Below are 22,943 nucleotides of genomic sequence, written 5' to 3' on the forward strand. Positions count from 1 at the left end.
GAAATGGAAACCGTCAAGCTAAACAACGATGTGGAAATGCCGATCCTCGGATTCGGTACGTATCAGATCGAGGATCTCGAAGTATGTGAACGGAGCGTCTCCGAAGCTCTCCGTACCGGGTATCGTCTCATCGATACTGCGGCCGGGTATGAGAACGAAGAGGCCGTCGGCAGAGCGATCGAGACGAGCGATGTGGCGAGAGAGGACGTGTTCGTCACCACGAAGCTCTGGATACAGGATGCTGGCTACGAAAGCACGAAGCGGGCGTTTGAACGGTCACTCGATCGACTGGGATTGGACTATCTGGATCTGTATCTGATCCATCAGCCCTTCGGTGACGTTCATGGCTCATGGCAGGCAATGGAGGACCTTTACAACGAAGACAAGATTCGAGCTATCGGTGTTAGCAACTTCCACCCGGATCGCTTGATCGACCTGATCGTCCAGAACGAGGTCGTCCCCGCAGTCAATCAGATCGAGACACACCCCTTCTACCAGCGGACCGAAGACGCTGAGTTCCTGAGCAGGCATGAGATTCAGCATGAGTCCTGGGGGCCGTTCGCTGAAGGACGGAACAACCTCTTCGAGAACGACGTGCTGGTTTCGATCGGCGAGCAGTACAGCAAATCGGCTGCACAGGTCGTTCTTCGATGGCTGATACAGCGAGGCATTGTTGCGATCCCCAAGTCAGTCCACAAGGAGCGGATCGTCGAGAACTTCGATATCTTTGATTTCGACCTGACTATCAAAGACATGAATGCAATCTCGGAACTGAATGAATCTGAACCTCTGTTCCCTGACCACCGGGACCCGGAATTCGTCAAACGACTGAGTGAAGTTGAGGCCAATACCTAAGCGCTCACGAGCGCCGACTTCCCTCAGTTCCACCCAGTCCTCGGACGCTTTCCGATCGGATCGACACTGACGCAGCGGCTGAACCGGATGCTGACAGCCGCGACTGACCCGTCGGCTGTCGCTGACTCAATCACTGTCCACGCAGAGACACTCTGTGAGCGTGAAGACCACCTCTGGGGCGTCATTCGCCAGTTATCGATTCACGTCGACAACCTCGAGGATGCCCGCGATCAGAACCGCGTGACCTTTGGAACGAGGATTTTGAGGACGATGATTCGATGACCCGAGATCGATCGGATTCGGGACGCGATTATGACGGCATTCAACGCCGCCACGGAGAACATTATCAATTCGATCCGTGGCGATGGTCCCTTCGACTCGCGAGCGTCACGAACGGGTCGGTCGTCACAACTTGGACGGTCGGGACGCTGATCGACGGAGATCGACGGAGCGGCAGATGGCCAGGTTTCGTCTGCAACCCGCACACTCATACCCCTCCCCGATGGCGCACCCACTATGACCATGCACACCGATGACGACCCGACGAGTTCGTTCGACGACGTTCAGCGGGCGGTCTACGAGTTCGTCGACCGACACGGAACGGCAACGCGGTCGGAGTTGCTCCGGTCGGTGCGGGTTGATGCGGGCCCGGCGCACTCGAAGCCGGCACGATCGGGCAACTACACACAACAGACGGCCCTCGAGCCGTCGACGCTGGAGTCGTGTCTCGAGACGCTGCTTACCGATGGGTACCTGGCCGAATCCGAGGGGACGCTCCGAGTTTCGGTTCCCGGATCGCCAACTGAACTCGAGACCGGATCGGGGGCGGTGACGATTCGGACCGCCCGAGAGTCGGATCGGGAGGGAATTCTCGAGGCCATGCGGACGGTAGCACAGGATGGGAGTTACGTCGTCGCGGCTGATCTGGCGACGCGGCTCGAACGAGCACCGGCGCTGGTTCGGGTTAACGGTACCGAGGACGGCTCACAGTCGCGGATTTGCTTTGCTGCGGTACTCGATTCTAGCAGCGAGTCTGAGACGGCTACTGACGCCGGGTCCGGTGTTGACCCCGATTCTGATTCTGATTCTGACTCTGACTCTAACTCTACCCCAGAGGCCGGTTCCACTTCCGCCGACGAACCCGACGACACTCGGATCGTCGGCTGGCTCCACCTCGACGTTCCGGCGCTCGACTCGCGGTCGCATACGGCCGAGTTGACGGTCGGCGTCGTCCCGGCACATCGTCGTGCGGGAATCGGACGAACGCTCCTTGAGCACGGCCTCGAGTGGGCGAAGGAGGCCGGCTACCGGAAGGTCGTCCAAGGCGTCCCGAGTTCGAGCGAGACGGCGATTTCCTTCCTGGAGTCCAACGGATGGGAGCGCGAGGGCGTCCGAACGGATCACTATCGCCTTGACGACGAGTTCGTCGACGAGGTGCTGTTTGCGACCTGGCCTACAGATTCTTGAGGGTCGCCGACGGACACCATCGTATGGACTCGATTTCACTCGGCGTTCCGGAACCGTTGCTCGAGCGATTGCCGGCGGATGACGACGTCGCCGAGGCCGATATGAAAGAGGCCGTGGCCGGTTGGGAACGGCGACTCAACCAGGTTCTCGAGACCGCTGATGACGACCGCGAGGCAGCGGGCCAGGTGCTCGACGTGCTCGACCGGTTCGAGCAGCGATACGAGACCTACGACGACCTCGTGCCGGAACTGCGGGCGTGGGGGCAGTCGCCGATTTACGCGATCGCGTGGCGGACGCTCTATGCGGACGTAATCGCTCAGATCCACGACCACGATGAACTCGCCGAGTATATCGACCGCGAGCGAAACGCTCGGCTGGTCGAAGACGGGATTCGACTTCGAGATCTGTAGCGTCGCGTCGCTCTATCAGCGGCTGAACTCGTTTTCCCTGGTGGTAGCCGTGGCTACCGACGGGGCGTCTCGCGAACGACCTGCCGGGTGTCAGCACGCTACTCGATAACGACTCGGTGATGTCCCTCGAGATACCGGAGAGTAGTCACTGTCCTGGAATATGGCCAGAACGTTGAAAGTCTCAACAGCAGACGGATAACTATGTGCCGTGACATGAGGCAGAGCGACTGCAATCAGGGGGACGTGACGAACGGGTGTGAGAAACCGTGAGGCGACGGGAGTATCTCGGGGGTATCGCCGGCAGTGCGGTTACAGCGATCGCTGGCTGCCTCGGCGACGGATTGCTCGGGGGGAACACCGCTGACGACCAACTGGCACTGGCCGACCGGACGCTTCAGTACGGCGGTGTGCTCCCGCTTTCGGGCGGGCTCGAGGCGTTCGGTGATCCGCTCCGAAACGGGGCGATGCTGCCGATCGTCGAACTCGAGGGATCCGACCTGGACGTCTCGGTCGATTTCGAAGTCGTCGATTCGGAGACGGCGCCAACGGCTGCGGTCAACAACGTGGCGGAACTGATCGATGCAGGATACCCGGCCATCGTCGGAGCAGCGGCGTCGGACGTGACGCTACAGATGACCCAACAGGCGACGATTCCAGCCGAAGTAGTCACCTGTTCACCGGCAAGCACGTCGCCGACGATGGGCATTCTCAACGATCGCGGATTCTCGTTTCGGACGGCACCGGACGACTCGATACAGGCGGTCATCGCCGCACAGATCGCGGTATCCGAACACGATGCCGAGACGGCGGCGACGCTGTATACGGCCGGTGACTACGGCCGGCAGCTCTCCGGCGCGTTCTCGGCGTCGTTCGACGGAACGATTCAACACCAGGTGTCGTTCACGGAGGGGAGTAATTCCTATACCGAGCCACTGCGCGAGGCGCTGTCCGACGATCCGGACATCCTCTTTCTCGTCAGTTACGCCGAGAGCGGCGTCGACCTGCTGACCGAGTACTACGAGAACCACCAGGGAACGGAAACCGTCCTCGTTAGTGACGGGCTCCAAGACGAGGCGATTCCACGGGGCGTCGACGCATCGCTCTCGAATGTCTACGGAACCGCACCGGTGTCGTCCGGGCCCGGTCGAGACGGATTCACCTCGCTGTATCAAGACGAACACGGCGGCGAGCCGCCGCTGTTCACGGCAAACGCCTACGATGCGGCGGCGACGCTTTTGCTCTCGAACGCCGCGGCGGGCGCGAACGACGGGACGGCTATCCGATCGAATATGATCGACGTAACGACCGACGGGGGAACGGAAATCTTGCCGGGTGAACTCGCCACCGGACTCGAACTCGCCGCGGACGGCGAGCCGGTTCAGTACCGCGGCGCTTCCGGTGAAGTTGCGTTCGACGAGAACGGTGATGGGGGGTCGGTTACGTACGAATACTTCACCTTCGAGGGCGAGGCGATCGTCTCGATCGAGGAGCGAACGCCCGAGGGGGTAGCACAATGACGGAAGACGACTCAGAGCAACCGGCAGAGACGGCTGGTGGCGAGGATCCTGAAACGGGAGAGACGGCTGGAAACGAGGGTTCCGAGAGGCACGACGGGCGCGCGGCGGAGACGATCGGGGATGAGTCGGGACTCGGTTCCACGATGCGGTCGCTGGTCCCATCGGTGATTCGCGGGAGTTATCGGTGGAAGTTCGTGATTTCGGTGCTAGCGATCCTCGTCGTTCTCTCCGGTGTCGGCGCGATCGGCTACGTCAACGCCCAGAACACCGTCGAAACCGACGCCGAACAGCAACTGACGGCGACGGTTGACATGCACGCAGACTCCATCAACGAGTGGACGATTTCGATGGAATCACACACTCGGTCGCTTTCGTCCGCTCCCGCGCTGTCGGGAACCGATACAGAAACGGCCGAGTCACACATCATCGAGGAGCAGGCGAAGTTGCCGGTCGACGTTCGAGCGATCCACGTCGTCGACACGAACTACGATCGGGTGCTGACGAGCACGAACGGGGAGGTCAGCGGCCGGTCACTGTCCAGTATCGACGAACCTTGGACGGGGATCGAGCCCGGCGTCGACCTGACGGCGGCGAACGACGTCTGGTACTCGCCGGCGGCATACCAGTCCGGCACGCTCGACGACCGGGTGATCGCGTTCGCGAGTCCGGTCGAAGGTGACGAGGCCCGAATCGCCGTCGTCGTCGGAACGATCGACTACCGCGTTGACGGGCTTCGACAACTCCACGAAGACCAGGAGACGATGATCCTCAATACCGAGGGTGACACCGTCCTCGCGAGCAACGACCTCAGTGGTGACCCCGACGAGGAAATCGTCGAATCGCTCGGCACCGTTCGCGAGGGCACGGCGTTCGAACGCGACGGCAACCTCGTGATCGGCTACAGCGCGATGGCGGACAACGACTGGGTTGCGATCACGACCGTCCCGACGGACCAGGCGTTCGCCGCGAGTTCAGCCGTCGGGCAGAGCCTCCTCTCGGTCATCGGAGCGGGGCTGCTCACGCTGCTGGTCGGCGGGGTCTTCCTCGCGCGCCAGACCGTGACGCCGCTTGAAACGCTCCGAGACCGTGCCAAGCGGATGGAACAGGGCGATCTCGATATCGACCTCTCGACGAACCGGATCGACGAGGTCGGCCGGCTCTACGAGTCCTTCGACGAGATGAGCACGGCACTCGAGACGCGGATCACCGAAGCGAAGGCGGCTCAAGCCGAGGCCGAGGCGGCCCAGGCCGAGGCGGAGGAAGCCAAAACCGAAGCGGAGGCTGCACAGGCCGAAGCCGAGGCCGAACGCGAACGCATGGCAGAGGTGACCGCGGAACTGCAACGCGCTGCGGACCAGTACAGTCGGACGATGCGCGAGGCTGCAAACGGCGACCTCACCGTCCGCGCCGACGTCGACACCGATAACGAGCAGATGCAGGAGATCGGCACCGAGTTCAACGCGATGCTCGACGAACTCGAGGCGACGGTCGACGAGGTCAAACAGTTCGCGACCGACGTGGCGGCCGCGAGCCAGCAGGTCAGCGCCTCGAGTAAGGAGGTCCAAAGCGCGAGCGAACAGGTCGCCGAATCGGTGCAGGAGATTTCGGATGCCTCCGAGCGCCAGAGCGAACAGCTCCAGACCGTCGACGCGGAGCTGTCGGACCTCTCGGCGTCGACCGAGGAGATCGCGTCGACGGCGAGCGAGGTCGAGACGGTCGCCGAACGGACCGTCGACTCCAGTCGCGAGGGCCGCGAGGCCGCGACCGTCGCGATCGAGGAGATGACCGAAGTCGAAACCGAGGCCGAACGCGCCGTCGAGACCATCCAGTCGCTCGAAACCGAGGTCGAACAGATCACCGAACTCGTCGACGCCATCTCCGACGTGGCGGACCAGACCAACCTGCTCGCGCTGAACGCGAGCATCGAAGCGACGCGCGCCGGCGAAGGCGGCGAGGCCGGCGGTTTCGACATGGTCGCCCAGGAGATCAAAGAACTCTCCGCGGACGCGAAAGACGCCGCTGCGGAGATCGAAGACCGGATCGACGACATCCGGGAAAAGACGGACGAATCCGTCGACGTCGTCGAGCACACGAGCGAGAAGGTCGAGCAGGGCACCGAAGCCGTCCAGCCGGCCGTCGACGCACTCGCGGAGATCGCCGAACTCGCCGAGGATACGAACAACGGCGTCACTGAAATCTCCGCCGCGACCGACGCACAGGCGGCCTCGACTGAGGAAGTCGTCACCGCCGTCGACGAGGTCGCAAGCAGCAGCGAGGAATCCGCCGCCGAGGCAAGCAACGTTTCCGCCGCCGCCGAGGAACAGACGGCCTCGCTCTCGGAAGTCACCCGCAGCGTCGATACCCTCGCGGACCAGGCGGCCGAACTCTCACAGACGCTCGATCGGTTCGAGACTGCCGTCTCGCAGGAGGGTAGTGACGGGTCAGCCGAGGCCGATCAGTCGCCCGTCTCGCCCGTGTAACGTTCAGCGTTGAACTCGTCCGGTTCGCGTTTCGGCACACCTCCCTTATATTCGTCGCCGTCGTAAACTGTCTATGAGTCGCGAGAACGATACACTCGATACAGAGCACGAGGAGGTCGCAGCGGAGGCAGCGACGGATTCCGAGAATTTCCTCTCGCTCGTCCCGCACTATTACCGGGGCGAGGTTTCCCAGGCGACGAGCGCGCAGGATCGGCTCGATCGAACGACCGACTGGGCGATCACGCTGATCGCGGCGCTGCTCTCGCTCGTCTTCTCGAGCGAGGAGATACCGGCGTACCTCCTGCTCGTCGGCCTGTTACTGTTGGTGATGTTTCTATTCTTCGAGGTGCGTCGCTATCGTTTCTATGACGTCTGGCGCGCCCGCGTTCGACTGATGGAGGAGAACGTCTTCGCCAACGCGTTCGACCCGACCGGCGCTGAACACCCCCGTTGGCGGGAGGAAGTCGGGGAAGACCTCAGACAGCCGACGTTCAAAGTGTCGTTCTTCGAGGCACTGTCTCGACGGGTGAGACGGGTCTACGCGCTCCTCTTCGCCGTCGTCGGCGTCGCCTGGGCAAGTAAAATAACGCTCTTTACTCCCGAAGCGCAGTGGACCGAAGCCGCCGAACTCCCGGGCATCCCGGGAATCGTCGTGGTTGCAGGACTGGCCGTCTTCTACGCCGTCATTATCGCGATCGCAGTCTGGCCCGCCGAACGCCGTGCAAAGGGAGAAATCCACGGTGTCGAAACCGGTGACTGGAAAGACACCGACGGCGGTCCCGAGGATTGAAACGGTCCGCTGTACCGATTTCCCAGCGCACCCGCGTCTGTCGCGGGTGTGCCGGAACTGACTTCCAACAGTCCGTCCGCCCGACGCCGCGATGGGTTCTCACTGCTCCCGTTCTGGAACCGCGCTAACAGTTTCGCAAATAGAAACGCTCATTCCATCGATATCGACATTATACTATCGGGGATGGCAAACAGAGACGACGTTTCGAGAGAACTCGCCAAATGCACCGAGTGCGATTCCGTTTACGCGGCCCGACAGTGGCCGAATGGAGACATACAGCTGATCGGGAACGACGGGTGTCCCTGTGGCTCGGCCGAGTTCGTTCTCGTCGATGACGACGACAAACCGGCATCGGATGGAACGACTGCGGAGTAATCATTCCGCTTCGTATCGACGACGCCTTCACTCGATTTTCCGCTCGAATCGGCATCGATCTACGCGCCGTTGATCGGTTTTGCCACTGTTCGAATCACACGAGACTCGTCTCACTTGCTCTCGTTCGCTTCGCTCACGAGAACGCGGTTACAGCACCCGAAGGCACCGCTAGAGGAACGAAAGTGGGGAAAAGTGGGCCGGCGCGAATTCGAATCGCGGTTACGGCCACCCGAAGGCCGAAGGATACCAAGCTACCCCACCGGCCCGCAGATTATACGTGGATGTCCGTTCGTTTAACGCTTCCGAAACCCCGCAAGCGGGACTGTGTCTTCCGTTCGCATCGCCGTCGTAACGCCCAGTGTCCTCAAAACCGGTCGTACCCCGCCGTGTCCAGATAGTGATGCGCAACGGTGATCGCCTGATCCGCATGCAAGCGTTCCGGACCGAGTCGAAGACGCTGCTCAACGTGCGCTTCGAGCAGTTCTACCTCCGCGTCGGTGAAATCTCGGTGGTCCGAGAGGACGAACACCCCCGACTCGAGTTCAGCCGCATCGATGTCGACGACCGGCGCGCCGCCCTCGTGGAGTTGCACGACCGGCCCGTCGTCGGCGAGTTCAGCGAGCGTGTCTGCGAGGCCGCGGCGGTAGAGTTCGATGCCGGGACCGGGCTCGGCCGGCAAGGCACCGATGGCTTCCTCCCGATGCTCCAGCGCGTTGCGGACGAGGGCGGCGGTGCTTCGTTCGTCCGGATTGAGTCGCCGGAGGTCGCTCCCGGTGAAGGTGATCGTGAACTCGTCCTGGACGACGAGATGGGTGCGGACGTCCTCGCGGATGCCGTGGGAAGTGACGAACGAGGCGGTAATCGATCGACAGAGCGCGTCGAGTCGGCCGGCGCCGCCGGCGAGATCGTCGAGCGAAAAGTCGGGTTCGAGCGGCACGTCGTGGGCGATGAGAACGAACTGGCGCATACGCGATGAACGGCGGGTGGTGGGATAGCCGCCACGGTTTCGACCGGCCGGAGCGGGGGGAGGACGGCGCGAGGAGTGGGGAAAGGGGGGTGTGGTGGGGCGGAGAAGAGAAGAACGAGCGGGGGCGGACGAAATGGGTTCCCAGTCAGGATCGAGTCGGCAGATACCGCCGAACCGACGCCCGAACGGTCGCCAGCCCCGGCGCGCCATCGCGATACCAGACGAGAACCGCACCGGCGAACAGGCCGAGCTGGAGCCACTCGTAGGGTCCCATCGTGTAGTAGTTGAGAAACGCATCCAGAATTCCGCCGATCGGGTCCTCGGACGGCTGCTCGACCACCGGCCAGAGCAAGTACGCGGCACCCGTCGGCTCACCGGTGAGCACCGACGGCGGAATATCTGCGAGCAGGTGCGAGAGGTAGCCGATCGAAAAGGCGATGCTCGCCGACCTGAACTCGAGTCGATCCGCAACTGCGTATACCGCCGGAAGGAACAGCGCGACGAACAGCAGCGAGTGGCTGAGCGTCCGTCCGCCGGGAAGGACGTCGAACGTCCAGGCGAACGGCTTATCGATCAGATCGGGAAACTGCGAGCCGATCGCGAGTGCAACCAGTGGCACGAACCGCGGCGAGCGGTCGAATCGACGCGCAGTGTAGCCGGTATAGAGCAGGTACGCGACGGCAAGGTGTCCCCAGGGCCACATCCCGTGGCCCTTCTCGGGATCGACGAATAGATGCTTCGACTCGTCCCGCGCGGTGAGACGGGGCAGCCGAACATTGCATAGACAGGGCCAATCGTTTCCGGTATCTCGGGCTGAAGTACCTATATGGCGAAATCACAATCACAGCAGAACGCGGCGCGGGGACAGTTGCTGTCACTCCTCGAGGGACGGCCCTGTCCGGCCTGTGATGACGGTGAACTCGAACGCGACCGTTACAAGGGAAACAGGGCCGTCGTCTGCGACAGTTGTGGAACGCCACAGGCACAGGTATGGTCCTCGTGACTCGCTCCCGGTCGAAATGCGATCGCTATCGTGAGCGGGACCCGTCGATTTGACGCTCGTCGTACGATCGAGAGCCAGGATAGTCGTGGCCGATAACGAGGGCAATGATGTTGATCACGAGCACACAGAGAAAGATCGAAAATCTGGTTACCGACCCGATGCCCGCCACGAACAGCGGGAGATAGACGACAGGGAGCAGTGTCCCAACCCAGAACCCGATTGTCGTAACTGTACTCCCGAGGTGCATTGGACTAGCGTATCGATTCGAGATCGACGAACGATCCTTGGGTCGCCGCGATCCAGTTCGACATGAGTTCTTCTTCGGGAGCCTCCGCCGGGAAGATCGCACACTCGTCGGGCGAGTCCCCATTGTCGATTCTGACGTGATCGAGTTCGGGTCCGGTGTCGTGTGTCTGTCGCTGTGAGCGTCGCGCGTCTGTAGACTCGAGTTCACCGTCGGGTGCGTTCGCGTCGTCCATCGTGCTCGACGTCGACTGTTCGTCACCGACCGTAGTATCCGACGACCAGCTGTCAGCATCGTGATTCATTGAATGGCAGGCGTCGAGTGTTCGCGCCATCTTCGGGTTCAGCGGTTGAACCTATTGTTATCGGGAGGCTAAACGCCGCAAACGATACCCTGATCCCCATTTCGAGCCGGTTCGAACAGTTCATTCCGCCGAAAAAGAACTCGACAGCGGCTGACCTGTACGAAACTGTTATCGGGATCGGAACGGCTGTAGCGGTAGCGTAACGACGGAAACGGACCGATTCAATCAGTGATTTGCCGCCGGTATTGTGCGGATGACTACCGCTCGCCGAGGACCATTTCCGCGGTCGTCTCCCGACCATCTCGCCAGAGCGTGAGCGAGAGCGTGTCGCCGGGACTGGTTTCGAGGGCGAGATACGTCGAGAACGCGTGTCGATCGGGAACCGGTTCGCCGTTCAGTTCGAGAATGACGTCTCCGCCGACGGGTATCGGTGCGCCGCCGCGCGTGGTCGTCCGCGTCGATTCCTGGAGCGTCCCCGCTGCTGGCTGGCCCGACCGGACGCTATCGACGATGACGCCCGTCGCCTCGGAGAGACCGTTCGCCTCGGCGACGAGGCGGTCGACGGTCATGAACGTAATTCCCATCAGGGAGTGGTTGTACTCCCCGTCAGCGATCAGCGACGGGACGACACGCTGCATCAGTGCTGCAGAGATCGCAAAGCCGATATTTTCGCCGCCGGCAGCGTTGACGATGCCGACGACGTTTCCGTTGCGGTCGACCAGTGGTCCACCGCTGTTGCCGGGATTGACGCCGGCATCGGTCTGGACGACGTTCGGGAACGAGAACTCGCGTCCCGGTGCGTCGAGCGTTCGATCGACGCCGCTGACGATTCCTTCGGACATCGAGCCTTCGAGCCCGTAGGGATTGCCGATCGCGAGGACCTGCTGGCCGACAACCGGTCGCTGGTCGGCAAGCGTCAGCGGCGTTGCGCTATCCGGGACGTGATCCGTCTCGAGGACCGCCAGATCGCTGTGCGTGTCCGTTCCGACGAGTTCAGTCGTCGTCCAGTCGCCGTTGATGTACTGGAGATCGGTTTCTTCGCCGCCGGCGACGACGTGTGCGTTCGTGACGACGTGGCTTTCGTCGACGAGGAACCCGGATCCCCGTCCGCGACCAACGGAGTCGCTGTTCGGGTCCTTCACGCCGAAGACGCGAACCTGCGTGACCGAATCGATAACCGCCTCGTAGATATCGGTAAACGTCGAACCGTCTGCGAGGTTTCCGCGATCTATTTCGTGCGAGGAACCGCCCTCGATAGGCCCCGAGGCCCGGGGTTCCAAACAGCCGGCGGCAACGCCGGCGAGGCCGGCGCTCGTCGCCGCCAGAAACCGTCGTCGCCCCGATCGAAAATCGTCCATAGCCGATGGATGAGAGTCCACCTATTTTGCAGTACCGAGGACCGCTGCGGACACGGCCGAGAGGAAGCCACGAGCGAAACCGGGTGCGAGCGATGATGCCGACGATCTGTCGACGAGACGAGGGCAGCGGAGCGTGACCGAAGAGAGGGTGAGAAAGCCACGCAGAAGCGAATCGGGAAGGGAAAACGTGTTACCCGCGGCTGCCCGACGCATAGGATATGACGACGCTCGAGGACGACGCCCGCGCGCTGCTCGCGACGGGACCACTCTGTGATTCCTGTCTCGGTCGCCCCTTTGCCGACCGGAGTTTCGGCCTGACGAACGCCGAGCGCGGCCGGGCACTTCGGACGACCATCGCACTGGCCGACGACGCGGACTACGATCCCGACGCCCCCGACGCGTGCTGGGTCTGTGAAGGGTACTGCGGCACCTTCGATGCCATCGCCGCCACCATCGTCGCTGAACTCGACGGTATCGACTTCGAGACCTACCAGGTCGGGACGAAGGTCCCGCCGCTAGTCGAAGAGAACGAGCGCCTCCTCCGGGAGGACGCGGCTCTCGAACCCGACAGCGGCGAATCGCTCAAACGCGAGATGAACCGCGAAGTGGGTCGCCGCGTCGGCGCGAAGACGGGTACCGACGTCGACTTCGACCGACCGGACGTACTGGCGGTCATCGATCTCGAGGGGTTCGGTCCCCTCGACGTGCTCGAATCGGGCGCGGCAGCCGAAGTCACGAGCCACGCGGTCGACGTACAGATCAATCCGGCCTTCGTCTACGGGCGCTACCGCAAACTCGAGCGCGACATTCCTCAGACGGAGTGGCCCTGTCGGGAGTGTGGCGGCAGCGGCATCCAGCTCGGCGACGGCGGCGAGGAACCCTGTGACTACTGCGGCGGCTCGGGCTACCTGTACGAGACGAGCGTCGAGCAGACGGTTCGACCCCACGTCGTCGACGCGATGGACGGCGACGAGGGTACCTTCCACGGCGCGGGCCGCGAGGACGTCGACGCCCGCATGCTCGAGGAGGGCCGCCCGTTCGTCCTCGAAGTGAAACGACCCCGGAACCGCGACCCCGATCCGGCGGCGCTCGAACGCGAGATCAACGAGGCCGCTGCGGGTTCCGTCGAAGTCGCGGGACTCCGGCTGGCGACCTACGAGATGGTCGAACGCGTCAAGGAACACGACGCGAGCAAACGCTACCGCGCGGACGTCGAGTTCAGCGAGCCGATCGACGAGACGGCGTTCGAGGATGCGCTCGCCGAACTCCGGGGCACGACGGTCGAACAGGACACGCCACAACGCGTCGACCACCGACGGGCGGCGCTGACCCGCGAGCGGACGGTCTACGACACCGACGGCGACCTGTCCGACCCGACCCGGGCCGAGGTTCGAATCCACGGCGAGGGCGGCCTCTACGTGAAAGAACTCGTCAGCAGCGACGACGGGCGGACGGAGCCGAGTCTGGCTGGCCTGCTCGGTACCGACGCCGAGGTGACGGCGCTCGACGTGATCGGCGTCGAGGGAGAGACCGAGCCGTTCGAACTCGAGGAGTACTTTCGGGACGAACCGGGTGTCGACGAGGAGTAGCGCGTTCGCCCCTGCGAGATAGCAGAGTTACGAATCGTCACGCTCGGTTTCATCGGCGAGTGCTTCGAGCCGACCGCGTTACCTTCTGCGTCCGATGATCGTCGATGCTGCGGAGACATGATCGGCTCCCCGGAGCCCTCGATGCGTTCGTCGGCATCCTCGACGGCGATCCGTTCGCGCAGCCACGCGAGAGCGCCCCGAATCGTGGTTGTTCGAGTACCGTTCACGGCGACGACCAAACGTGTACGCCACGTTCGGGTTCGATTCCCACCGACTCGCTCGTCGTTCTCGACGCGAGCCGGCCGCTGTCACCCGTCGGTCACTCGGTGTAACGGACCGAGAGAACGCAACGGTTTAGCAGTCCGCGACCGACCCTCGGCATATGCCATTCGGCGTCGACGAAGCCGGCAAGGGTCCGGCCCTGGGATCGATGTTCGCCGCCGCCGTCCACGTCGAGACGGACGCGGCGCTCCCCGAGGGCATCGCGGACTCGAAACGACTTACCCCCGCCCGCCGCGACGAACTCGCGGACACGCTGCGAGCCGACGACCGGATCGGTATCGGTCTCGCCGAAATAACGCCCGCGCAGATCGACGACCCCGAGACGGACATGAACTCGCTCACCGTGCGAGCGCACGCGCAGGCGATCGAATCCCTTTCGACGGCGAACGAAACCAAGGACGAGAACAAGAACAAAAACGAAAATGAAAACGAAAACGGAAACGAGTTCGACGCCGATCCGCTGACGGGACTCTGCGACGCCTGCGACACCGACGCCGAACGCTTCGCGCGGCGAGTAACAGACGCCTGCACGCTCGAACTCGAACTCGACGCACGCCACGGCGCGGACGAGGACTCGCCGATCGTCGGAGCGGCGAGTATCGTCGCCAAGGTCGCACGCGACGCCCACGTCGAGACGATCGCCGACGAGTTCGGCTCGGTCGGTAGCGGGTATCCGAGCGATCCGACGACCCGGGAGTTCCTCGAACGCTACGTCGACGAGCACGGCGAGTTACCGCCGGTGGCGCGAACGTCGTGGGCGACGTGCGAAGACGTGCTTGCGGCGGCCGAACAGACGGGGCTCGGCCAGTTCTGAGACGGCTCGTTGCGAGCGGTCGATGACAGTCGTGTTGTTTTATGTGAGTTCTCTTCGCGAGTACACGTAACACGTGCTCGATATTCTGCTCCTGCTCGCGCTCGCGACGGTTGCCACCGGCGTCGTCTGGAAGGGCAGTTCCTGGCTGGAATCCGCTTCGAACAGCCTCGCGGCCGGCTACGGCGTGCCGCCGGTCGTCCAGGGCGCGCTCATCGCCGCCGCCGGTTCGAGTATGCCCGAACTGATGAGCGTGCTCCTGGCGACGCTCGTACACGAGGAGTCCGGACTCGGCGTCGGCGCGATCGTCGGCTCGGCCGTCTTTAACCTGCTCGTTATCCCCGGCCTCGCCGCGCTCGCCGGCCCCGGAGAGATGCAGACGAACCGCAAACTCGTCTACAAGGAGTCGCTCTTTTACATGCTCTCGGTCGCCGTGTTGCTGCTGACGTTCTCGCTCGCGGTGATCTACTATCCGATCGGCGAGAACGGCGTCCGGGGCACCGTTACGGGCCCGCTTGCGCTGTTCCCGATCGCGCTGTACGGGCTGTACGTCTTCACGCAGTACCTCGACACCGCCGAGGACGAACTCGAGGTCGATACGAGCATCGATCTCGCCAAGAACTGGCTCTGGTTCGGGCTGGGGCTGGTCGTCATCATCGTCGGCGTCGAAGGGCTCGTCCGTGCGGCGGTCGGGCTCGGTGACGCCTTTGGAACGCCGTCATTTCTGTGGGGGATGACCGTGGTCGCGGCGGGATCGAGCGTTCCGGACGCGTTCGTCAGCGTCGTCGCGGCGCGGTCCGGCCGCTCGTCGGTCAGTCTCGGCAACGTGCTCGGCAGCAACATCTTCGACCTGCTCGTCGCGGTGCCGATCGGCGTTCTCGCCGCGAGAGGAATGGATATCCAGTTCGCCCACGTCGTTCCGATGATGGCCTTTCTCGTCCTCGCGACGGCGATCTTTTTCACGATCGCGCGGACCGATATGCTCCTCTCCGAACGGGAGGCCTGGTTCCTGATCGGCGTGTACGGCCTGTTCGTGCTCTGGCTCCTCCTTGAGAGCATCGGGCTGCTCTCTATCATACAGACGTCATAGGCGCGTTGCAACGGCAGGCGCGCGATTCTTCTCTCTCGCAGCGATCACTCGACGTGGCGATCGAGCGAAATCGGAGACAACGGAGGTAGTTAACTGATGCCGATCTGTACACGGTGTGAAAACCACGTTTCAATCGACTTCGTCCGCGCACACGGTGACGAAGAGGCTGGTACCGTCGACTGGTGTCCGCGTTGCCGTGAGAACTGATCGGGCGACCCCAGTCGCCGTATTCTGTAGTGAACGGCTCGTAGCGGCCGCGACAGCGCGGTCGTGGTCGGAACGGAACGATCGCGGATCAGGAGGAGGATTAGAACCAGAATCAGAATCAGAGCCAAAATCAAACCGGCGCAGCGTAAAGACGAGTTCGGCTGAACGGTCTCGCTCGTTACTTATCCGTGAGCAGTCGTTCGAGGATCCCCCCGTAGGCGGGCCGCGTGATGAGGACCCCGATCAGCACGCCGAGGATCGTGATGATGGCGAACCCGCGGAGGTCGCCGAGGCTCAACACCGCGAGCGGCGACAGCGCGATAACCGTCGTTGCCGCGGCGGCTCCGATGACCCAGAAGGCCTTGCTAAAGCGAGACTCGAAGACCCGCTGTGAACTCACGTTGCCGTCGCTCATCACCTCGTCGGCGATGATGATGAGGTCGTCCACCCCTGTCCCGACGACGGCGATGAACCCGGCCACGTGCGAGAGGTCGATCGGCATTCGTATCAGCGCGGCGAAGCCGAGCAGGATGACGACTTCCGAAAGCGCCGTCACGACCATCGGTGCCGCGACGCGCGGGTCGCGATACCGGAGGAAGACGACCCCGCTGACGGTGATCACCGAGAGGATCCCGATCATGAGCGAGAACGTCTTGAACTGGTCGGCCAGCGCCGGTTCGGTGGAGTAGGTCTGCTCCTGGCTGAAATCGAGCGGTGCGGTCAGCGCCCCTGACTGCAGGTTCACGGAGAGGTACTGGGCGTCCTGCTGGGTCGGGACGATCATCTGGAATCCGGGATCGTTCGCCCAGGTTCCGGATTCCATATCACCGCCGAGTCCGCTGCTCATACTGTGGGCGTCGATTACCTCGTCGTCGACTACCGTGAGCAGACACCACTGTTGCTGATCCTGATCGAAGTTGAACTCGCCGGCGTCGCGGTCGTGGACCGAACACTGGCCGATTCCCTCCGAGGTAAAGCCGTACTCGTTCATCGAACTTTGGAACTCGGAGGCCGCGCTATTGCCGTCGGAGCCTTCCGTATTATCGACCGTCACCGGCACGTAGTGAGTGCCCTCTCGATCGTTGAATGCAGGCGGGCTGATATCACTGAAGTCGTCGTCGTTGAGAACGGTGTCGTTGGTCTGATTCCCGTTCCCGTCGGGATGGTACGCGACGATCTGGACGTCGCCGCGGTCGCTGAGCAGGCCCCGGAGTTCGTTCGGGCTCATCCCGGGAACCTCGGTGACGATGTAGTAGCCGCCGTCGACGGTCGCCTCCTGGTAGACGTTCCCGCCGGAGAGGCCCGCTTCGTTAACCCGCAACTCGATCGTATTGATCATCTCGTCGCGCGTCTCCTGCGTGACGCCGTTTTCGACGTCGTCTTCGGTCGCGTCGAGGCCGGCGCTCTGGAGTGCGCTTGCGAACTCCGCCGCGGTGACGTTCTCGGTGAAGACCTCGGCGGTGTATCGGTCGTCGTTCTCGTGGTAGCGCACGGTCGCATCCGACCTCTCGATGTCGAGTTCAGCGTAGAGCGTCGTCTCGATATCGCGTTGGTCGTTGTCGTCGATGTCGAGTTCGTCGACCATCATGCCGGTTGCGGGTGCGCTCACTCGCGTGCCGCCGTCGAGACCGATCCCGTACTCGAGGTTCGTAAAGCCCTCGTCGCCGGACTGGTTGGCAGCGGTTTCGTTGTCGCCGAGGTTGTCGGCGAGGGAGTCGTCCGCCATGATGCCGCCCGGGATGAACAGGGCGACCATGGCGAACGCGAGGAAGGCGACGAGCAGGATAACCCGCCAGTATTCCTTGACGAAGGCGATCGGATTCGTCATGATCGCACCCCTTCGAACTTGTACCAACGAAGCAGACTCAGGTTCAACAGGTAGGTGTTCATCAGGTCGGCGGCGAGGCCGACGAAGAGGATGGTCCCGATCGACGCCAGGAGTTCAATGCCGAAGAGCGAGGCGACGATTCCCATGACGAGCATCGCTGCCATGGAAGTGATGGTCATCGTCACGCCGGTCGTCATGGCTCGCGAGGTGCTCTCGTAGAAGTCGCCGCTCCGGCGGAGCACGTGATTGTTCAACAGGATGTCCGAGTCGACGGAGTAGCCGATCAACATCAGGAGTGCGGCGACGGTCCCGAGCGAGAGCGAGATGCCCGCGATCGACATGAACGCGAGCGGGATCACGAGGTCCGAAAACGCCGAGAGGACGATCGCGATGGAGGGGACGAACGTCCGAAAGAGCAAGAACGTGAGCGCGCTCATGCCGACGAACGCGACGGCGAGACCGAGCAGCGCGGTCTGTTGGGTCTGGGCCGCGAAACTCGGTGACGCCGTCGATTCCTGCTGAACGATTTCGGCGTTCCCGTCTTGCTCGAGTTCAGCGGTGGCTTGCTCACTTAACGTTTGAATCGCCTCGTCGTCTTCGACGCCAGCGAACTGGACGGTATACTGATTGTCGACGCCGGGAGCCTGGATGCGCTGGATGGAATCCGGTTCGACGCTGAACGCCGTCTGGATCTGGGCTTCCGAGGACGTCGTCTGAATCGTCAACTCTGCACCGCCCGTAAAGTCCATGCCGAGTGGCACTGGCGCGCCGGTGAGCAGAAACGAGCCGCTCAACACGAGCAGTGCAACGGCGAGGAGTCCGAGCGGTACCGCCGCGAGCTGGCGGTTAGTGTACCGGGGATACTGTATGTCCGGTACGTCGAAATACCCCATATATCGGACCACTGGGTGTCGCCCGAGGTAAGCCTTCTCAATTTTAGTCGTCTGTTCCAGAACGAATTGGCGTGAAACGACACCACGCTCAAGCCGGCCGAGACCCTATCGGGGAGTATGACAACCAGCTCGCGCACCCGATCCGATCGGCAGCACCGTGGCGATTCTCGAGGCGAGGCGGCAGGTCGAGTCGTCGTTTCGTATCCGGCCGACCTTTCGGAGTGGGGTCGGTTTCAGATCGAAAAGCCATCGTTCCGCGCCTTCCTTCGCAAGACGCGCGAAAACGCGCGCGAAGGCGATCAGTGGGACGAGTTCGTCGGCGTCGGGTGCTGCGGGAACTCGCTCGACGTCCCGCTTCGCGTCGAGGCGGTTGAAGGCGGCGCACTGATCGACGCGGATACGGAGATCAGCTACGAGATCCGCGAGGCCTGCGGTATCGAGGGCAGTTGGCGCGTGCAGAGCGAGGACGGGCCGAGTCGGGCCTAGCGGGGGGTTCTCGTTTCGTCGTGGTGGCGCACTGCCGGATAGTGTACTGCCCTGATGGGACGTGTGACTAGTCAGGAAGGTAGCGAACGCTCAGCACGCCGGTGTCGTCCTGGGAATCGGCCGACGCCTCGGTCGTGGCCCGACGAACCTCCACCCGAACCGCATCGAGGCGGGCCGCACGCGCGATCGTCTCCTCGTCCTCGAGTACGTCCCGAGCCGCCGCCTCGAGTTCAGCCGCCGGCACGCAGAAGACGTGAATCTCGCCGGTGCCGGCGCGTTCCTCCTGGATGAACTCGCCGGGATCGGCGTCGGCGGCGAGCGCTTTGGCGTGCTGGGTGGGGTCGAGATCGCTGTCGACGAGGTCGACGGAGCGCCGCTCGGCCACGTCGATCACTTGCCAGGTGACCTCGAGCGGGGGATCGGGGGCGACGGTGGCTTCGAGCACGTCGTTCGTTTCGAGGCCGGGATTCGACGCGAGCGTGTGGACCTGCGTCGTCTCGACGTCGCGGACGACGGCGGAGTCGTCCTCGGCGTGGGTGACGACGAAGGTGCCGGTTTTCTCGGTCATGTGCCGGCGTAGGCATCCGGGCGGTTTCGGGGTTTCGGGTCGCTCCGAGGGAACGACCGCCGGATGACGGAACGTCTTTACCGCAGGCGGTTGCCCTCTCGCACATGAACGTCGACATCGGAAACGCGCTTTCGGCGGTTGCCGCTCCGGGTATCTCGCGGGCGGCGCTCGAGCGCCTCGACGAGCAGGTCGCCGACGCACACGAGCGAATCGACGCCGGAATGGAGGCCGGCGAGCACGGCTACGCCGCGTTGAACCTGCCGAACCGGACGGACACCGACGAGATACGGGTTGCCGTCGATCGGGTAACCGGTCCCGACACGAGCGCCATCCTTACCGTCGGTATCGGTGGCAGCGCACTCGGTGCGGCGACGATCACCGACGCGCTGAACGACGCGGACGATCCCGAGGCGATCTACCTCGACAACGTCGACCCCGACTGGCTCTCGGCGACGCTCGATCGGCTCGACCTCGAGACCACCGTGCTCAACGTCGTCTCGCGCTCGGGCACGACCGCAGAAACCCTCGCGAATTTCCTCGTCGTCCGCGAGACCTTCGAGGAAGCCGGCGTCGACTGGACCGAACGAACCATCGTCACGACCGGCGACGACGGGCCACTCCGTGAACTCGCGGAGCGCCACAATCTGCCCTCGCTCGCAGTTCCCGACGGCGTTCCGGGTCGCTTCTCCGCGCTCTCCGCGGTCGGGCTGGTCGCCGCCGCCGTCTGCGGGCACGATCTCGATGCCCTGCTCCGCGGGGCGGCCGCCGAGGCCGAGACGCTCACCGGCTCGCTGTTCGAGTGTCCCGCCTACGCCTACGGCGCGACCACCTACGCGCTCGACGCACGCGGCGCACGCACGAACGCGATGATGCCCTACGCGGAATCGCTGGAAACCTACGCCGAATGGTTCGCCCAGCTCTGGGCCGAAAGCCTCGGCAAAGACGACCTCGGCCAGACGCCGGTCCGCGCGCTCGGCGTGACCGACCAACACTCTCAGTTGCAACTCTATCGGGCCGGCCCGCGGGATAAACTCGTCACCTTCGTTACGGTGCAGGAAACCGCGGCTCGGCCGATCCCTGACACCGACGTCGACGACCTCGCCTATCTCGGTGACGCCTCGCTCGGCGACCTGCTCGACGCCGAGTTCGAAGCGACCGAAGCGAGCCTCGCCGCCGCCGGCCGTCCCAACGTCCGCATCGAAATCGACCGCGTCGACGAGTTCGAACTCGGCGGACTGCTCTACGGTATGGAAGCCGCCTGCGTGCTCGCCGGTGAACTCTACGGCGTGAATACGTTCGAGCAGCCGGCCGTGGAGTGGGCGAAGAAGGCGACTCGCGGTCTGTTGGGCGGCGGCGAGTTCGCGGAGGCCGAGGCGGTCGCAGAGAAGACGGAGTTGCGGGTCGAGCGGTAACGGGACGGGGCGCTCCAGGAGTCGAGCAGATCGGCTTGCGGGGGTGTCGTTTCCGGAGGAGTACCCGGTGTTTGGGCCGGTTGCGGAGCCCATATGTGGACGCGTACGAAACGTGACGTATGAACCAAGCCACAGGGGCCGATGAGGCCGCTGCCGTGACGTCTGCTGCCGTTCCCGGTCTCGGGGCGGTCTTTGCTGCCGTGATGCTCGCGGCGACGCTGCTTCCCGTTACGCGCGGGATCGAGAGCCCTGCGATCTGGGCGGCGGCCGCGTTCGCGGTCGTGACTGTCGTCGCCTTTCTCGCCAGTCGCCACGGGAGCCTCGACCGGCGACTGGCCGCGGCTGTCGCGGGCGCGTCGAGTATCGCCGTCGTCGTGCTCTCCGGCTACACGCTGAATCAGGGAATCCCCGTCTCGGTCGAGGTTCCCGTCGTCCAATCGTCGTTTTCGCTGGTCTTTGCAGCCTTCGTGACGAGCGGACTTGCCGTGGGTGTGGCCGTTGCGGATTACTTCGGGATCGGGCTGGTCGGACTCAAGGAGCGAACGCAACGAACGACGATACTGTCTGCGCTCGGCTTTGGTGGATTGCTCGCCCCACAGGTGGGCGCGCTCGTGATCGCACTGCCCGTGATGGCGGCGATCGGCGAACTGTCGCGGATCCAGTCGGTCGTCGTGAGCCAACTCGGGATGGCGCTTGGAACGGCGATCCTGGTCTGGTGGTACCTCTCGGTGACCGGACGTGACCTGTCGTACATCGATCTGCGACGGCCGACGGGGCGAGATCTCCTGCTGATCGCGGGGGGCGTCTTCGTCATCTTCGGGACGCTCGGAGCGATCTCACTGCTCTTTCAGGCGACCGGCGTCGAGAGTTCGGATCACGGGACGACCCAGCAGGCGGCGGAGAACCCCGAAATCCTGCTGGTGCTGGTACCGGCCTCGATTCTCGTCATCGGTCCCTTCGAAGAGTTGCTTTATCGAAATATCGTCCAGAAATCGCTGTACGAGTCGTTCTCCCGAGTCGGTGCCATCCTGATCGGCGGCATCATCTTCGCGATTATTCACACCCAGGCGTACTGGACTGCCGGCCCGGGACAGGTCGTCGCGAGCCTCGCCGTTATCTTCGGTCTGGCGCTCGTTCTGGGAACGCTGTACGAACGAACGGAGAATCTACTCGTGCCGGCGCTCGTTCACGGCGTCTACAACGCCGTCCTCTTCGCGAACCTCTACTTCACGTACAGCGCGTAACCCGGCACACGCTGTCGGAAGCCCGCTGACGTTATGACGGGTTCTTCCGCGCGAGTTCAGAGCCGCAGATCGGACACCGTTCTTTTTCCTCGTCGAACTCGCGGCCACAGCCCTGACACTGGTAGTGCCAGTGGCGCTGTTCCTCGATGCCGTCGCGGGCGATCACGTCGACGGCGACGTTTAATTTCTCGGAGACGTTTTGCATCGCGTAGTCGTCGGTCACGAGCGTGGCGTCGAGTTCGAAGCTCGCGGCGACGAGGCGGATGTCGGTATCGGAGAGGACGCTCAGGTCGCCGGACTCTTTGGCGGCGCGGCGGACCTTCTCGGTGGTGTCTTCGTTCGGGATGTGGATGTGCATGCCCGAACCCTCCATCGCGTCGAAGCGATAGGCGCTCTCGTCTTCGAGTTCCTCGCGGACGAGGGGGATGGTTGCGGTCTGTTCTGTTGTGTGAAAGTCGTGGATAAAAGCCGAGGAGTCGAGAACGTACATACCCTTAGCGCTGGACGACGATGTAGTCTTTGACCGCCTGAACGCGGCTAACGGAGACGAGGAATCGACCGGCGTCGTCGACGCTGAAGTCGACGGCCCGCTCCGGAAGTTCCTCGTCCGGTTCGATAACGAGGTTGTGAAGTTGACCCGATTTGAGGTCCATGGTGATGTTGTACAGCAGCCCCAGTTCGGTGCCGTCCGACCCCATGACGGACTTGCCCGAGAGGTTCTCGGCGAGTATCTCACTCATGCATACTCGTATTTACTAATCGG

Annotated in this window: 26 protein-coding genes, 1 tRNA gene and 1 pseudogene; 17 read left to right on the plus strand and 11 right to left on the minus strand. The window is 63.3% G+C overall.

What is annotated here, in order from left to right; translation table 11 throughout:
• Positions 1 to 3 precede the first annotated feature (3 nt).
• The 8 genes and pseudogenes from C481_RS15175 (at position 4) to C481_RS15210 (ending at position 7,894) form a co-directional block, all read left to right on the plus strand.
• A complete protein-coding gene (locus C481_RS15175; protein ID WP_006110161.1) occupies positions 4 to 855 on the plus strand; it encodes an aldo/keto reductase in 852 nt (283 codons plus the stop codon).
• Between the two features lie 87 nt (positions 856 to 942).
• Positions 943 to 1,131 (plus strand): annotated as a pseudogene (locus C481_RS15180) (ISNCY family transposase); the annotation flags it as partial.
• Between the two features lie 240 nt (positions 1,132 to 1,371).
• Positions 1,372 to 2,322: a GNAT family N-acetyltransferase gene (locus C481_RS15185; RefSeq protein WP_006110162.1), complete on the plus strand. Its 951-nt coding sequence runs from the start codon at positions 1,372 to 1,374 to the stop codon at positions 2,320 to 2,322.
• Between the two features lie 23 nt (positions 2,323 to 2,345).
• On the plus strand, positions 2,346 to 2,732 hold the full coding sequence (locus tag C481_RS15190) for a hypothetical protein (RefSeq protein ID WP_006110163.1): 387 nt from the start codon (positions 2,346 to 2,348) through the stop codon (positions 2,730 to 2,732).
• Between the two features lie 266 nt (positions 2,733 to 2,998).
• On the plus strand, positions 2,999 to 4,249 hold the full coding sequence (locus C481_RS15195; RefSeq protein ID WP_006110164.1) for an ABC transporter substrate-binding protein: 1,251 nt from the start codon (positions 2,999 to 3,001) through the stop codon (positions 4,247 to 4,249).
• Positions 4,246 to 6,729, plus strand: a complete 2,484-nt coding sequence (locus C481_RS15200; RefSeq protein ID WP_006110165.1) for a methyl-accepting chemotaxis protein — start codon at positions 4,246 to 4,248, stop codon at positions 6,727 to 6,729. The genes C481_RS15195 and C481_RS15200 overlap by 4 nt, the downstream gene beginning before the upstream one ends.
• Positions 6,730 to 6,802: 73 nt before the next feature.
• Positions 6,803 to 7,519 carry a DUF2270 domain-containing protein gene (locus C481_RS15205; protein ID WP_006110166.1) on the plus strand — a complete coding sequence of 239 codons (717 nt, stop codon included), beginning with the start codon at positions 6,803 to 6,805 and terminating at the stop codon, positions 7,517 to 7,519.
• 183 nt (positions 7,520 to 7,702) lie between these two features.
• Entirely contained in the window at positions 7,703 to 7,894 is a 192-nt protein-coding gene (locus C481_RS15210; RefSeq protein ID WP_006110167.1) for a hypothetical protein, read from the plus strand.
• 193 nt (positions 7,895 to 8,087) lie between these two features.
• Here the strand turns inward: C481_RS15210 and C481_RS15215 are convergent.
• From C481_RS15215 to C481_RS15225, 3 genes are all read right to left on the minus strand, one after another.
• Positions 8,088 to 8,160: transfer RNA gene (locus C481_RS15215), tRNA-Pro, on the minus strand.
• Between the two features lie 98 nt (positions 8,161 to 8,258).
• On the minus strand, positions 8,259 to 8,861 hold the full coding sequence (gene trmY, locus C481_RS15220) for a tRNA (pseudouridine(54)-N(1))-methyltransferase TrmY (protein WP_006110168.1): 603 nt from the start codon (positions 8,859 to 8,861) through the stop codon (positions 8,259 to 8,261).
• A 145-nt stretch (positions 8,862 to 9,006) separates the two neighbouring features.
• A complete protein-coding gene (locus tag C481_RS15225) occupies positions 9,007 to 9,564 on the minus strand; it encodes a metal-dependent hydrolase (protein ID WP_006110169.1) in 558 nt (185 codons plus the stop codon).
• Positions 9,565 to 9,687: 123 nt separating this feature from the next.
• Between C481_RS15225 and C481_RS22275 the strand changes: the two genes are divergently transcribed.
• Positions 9,688 to 9,864, plus strand: a complete 177-nt coding sequence (locus C481_RS22275) for an HVO_A0556 family zinc finger protein (RefSeq protein WP_169331460.1) — start codon at positions 9,688 to 9,690, stop codon at positions 9,862 to 9,864.
• 25 nt (positions 9,865 to 9,889) lie between these two features.
• Here the strand turns inward: C481_RS22275 and C481_RS22740 are convergent, their stop codons facing one another.
• The 3 genes from C481_RS22740 to C481_RS15240 all read right to left on the minus strand — a co-directional run bounded on the left by C481_RS22740 (position 9,890) and on the right by C481_RS15240 (position 11,770).
• Complete coding sequence (locus C481_RS22740) at positions 9,890 to 10,111, minus strand: hypothetical protein (protein ID WP_006110170.1); 222 nt, start codon at positions 10,109 to 10,111, stop codon at positions 9,890 to 9,892.
• Positions 10,112 to 10,115: 4 nt separating this feature from the next.
• Positions 10,116 to 10,343, minus strand: a complete 228-nt coding sequence (locus C481_RS15235) for a DUF7511 domain-containing protein (RefSeq protein ID WP_241434692.1) — start codon at positions 10,341 to 10,343, stop codon at positions 10,116 to 10,118.
• A gap of 326 nt (positions 10,344 to 10,669) precedes the next feature.
• Complete coding sequence (locus C481_RS15240) at positions 10,670 to 11,770, minus strand: S1C family serine protease (RefSeq protein WP_006110172.1); 1,101 nt, start codon at positions 11,768 to 11,770, stop codon at positions 10,670 to 10,672.
• A 218-nt stretch (positions 11,771 to 11,988) separates the two neighbouring features.
• Between C481_RS15240 and C481_RS15245 the strand changes: the two genes are divergently transcribed.
• From C481_RS15245 to C481_RS23330, 5 genes are all read left to right on the plus strand, one after another.
• Complete coding sequence (locus C481_RS15245) at positions 11,989 to 13,359, plus strand: tRNA pseudouridine(54/55) synthase Pus10 (protein WP_006110173.1); 1,371 nt, start codon at positions 11,989 to 11,991, stop codon at positions 13,357 to 13,359.
• Between the two features lie 104 nt (positions 13,360 to 13,463).
• A complete protein-coding gene (locus C481_RS22280) occupies positions 13,464 to 13,691 on the plus strand; it encodes a hypothetical protein (protein ID WP_006110174.1) in 228 nt (75 codons plus the stop codon).
• A 50-nt stretch (positions 13,692 to 13,741) separates the two neighbouring features.
• Positions 13,742 to 14,455: a ribonuclease HII gene (rnhB, locus tag C481_RS15255; RefSeq protein ID WP_006110175.1), complete on the plus strand. Its 714-nt coding sequence runs from the start codon at positions 13,742 to 13,744 to the stop codon at positions 14,453 to 14,455.
• 73 nt (positions 14,456 to 14,528) lie between these two features.
• Positions 14,529 to 15,542 (plus strand): sodium:calcium antiporter, encoded by a 1,014-nt coding sequence (locus C481_RS15260; protein ID WP_006110176.1) that lies wholly within the window; start codon positions 14,529 to 14,531, stop codon positions 15,540 to 15,542.
• A gap of 96 nt (positions 15,543 to 15,638) precedes the next feature.
• The gene (locus C481_RS23330) at positions 15,639 to 15,749 is read left to right on the plus strand and encodes a DUF7563 family protein (RefSeq protein ID WP_449406460.1); all 111 of its coding nucleotides are present in this window, start codon (positions 15,639 to 15,641) and stop codon (positions 15,747 to 15,749) included.
• 178 nt (positions 15,750 to 15,927) lie between these two features.
• Here the strand turns inward: C481_RS23330 and C481_RS15265 are convergent, their stop codons facing one another.
• Complete coding sequence (locus tag C481_RS15265; protein ID WP_006110177.1) at positions 15,928 to 17,577, minus strand: preprotein translocase subunit SecD; 1,650 nt, start codon at positions 17,575 to 17,577, stop codon at positions 15,928 to 15,930.
• Positions 17,574 to 18,470, minus strand: a complete 897-nt coding sequence (gene secF, locus C481_RS15270; RefSeq protein WP_006110178.1) for a protein translocase subunit SecF — start codon at positions 18,468 to 18,470, stop codon at positions 17,574 to 17,576. The genes C481_RS15265 and secF overlap by 4 nt, the downstream gene beginning before the upstream one ends.
• 117 nt (positions 18,471 to 18,587) lie before the next feature.
• Here secF and C481_RS15275 point away from each other — a divergent pair, with 117 nt between their 5' ends.
• On the plus strand, positions 18,588 to 18,956 hold the full coding sequence (locus C481_RS15275; RefSeq protein ID WP_006110179.1) for a hypothetical protein: 369 nt from the start codon (positions 18,588 to 18,590) through the stop codon (positions 18,954 to 18,956).
• Positions 18,957 to 19,023: 67 nt separating this feature from the next.
• On the opposite strand, the gene C481_RS15280 is transcribed toward C481_RS15275, so the two are convergent.
• On the minus strand, positions 19,024 to 19,524 hold the full coding sequence (locus tag C481_RS15280) for a DUF5812 family protein (RefSeq protein ID WP_006110180.1): 501 nt from the start codon (positions 19,522 to 19,524) through the stop codon (positions 19,024 to 19,026).
• 104 nt (positions 19,525 to 19,628) lie between these two features.
• Between C481_RS15280 and C481_RS15285 the strand changes: the two genes are divergently transcribed.
• Entirely contained in the window at positions 19,629 to 20,936 is a 1,308-nt protein-coding gene (locus C481_RS15285) for a hypothetical protein (protein WP_006110181.1), read from the plus strand.
• Positions 20,937 to 21,055: 119 nt separating this feature from the next.
• Positions 21,056 to 22,180, plus strand: a complete 1,125-nt coding sequence (locus C481_RS15290) for a CPBP family intramembrane glutamic endopeptidase (RefSeq protein ID WP_006110182.1) — start codon at positions 21,056 to 21,058, stop codon at positions 22,178 to 22,180.
• Positions 22,181 to 22,211: 31 nt separating this feature from the next.
• On the opposite strand, the gene C481_RS15295 is transcribed toward C481_RS15290, so the two are convergent.
• Positions 22,212 to 22,670 carry an NOB1 family endonuclease gene (locus C481_RS15295; protein ID WP_006110183.1) on the minus strand — a complete coding sequence of 153 codons (459 nt, stop codon included), beginning with the start codon at positions 22,668 to 22,670 and terminating at the stop codon, positions 22,212 to 22,214.
• A 4-nt stretch (positions 22,671 to 22,674) separates the two neighbouring features.
• Positions 22,675 to 22,920: a PRC-barrel domain-containing protein gene (locus C481_RS15300; protein WP_006110184.1), complete on the minus strand. Its 246-nt coding sequence runs from the start codon at positions 22,918 to 22,920 to the stop codon at positions 22,675 to 22,677.
• Between the last annotated feature and the right edge of the window lie 23 nt (positions 22,921 to 22,943).

Source organism: Natrialba asiatica DSM 12278 (genome assembly GCF_000337555.1).
GTDB lineage: Archaea > Halobacteriota > Halobacteria > Halobacteriales > Natrialbaceae > Natrialba > Natrialba asiatica.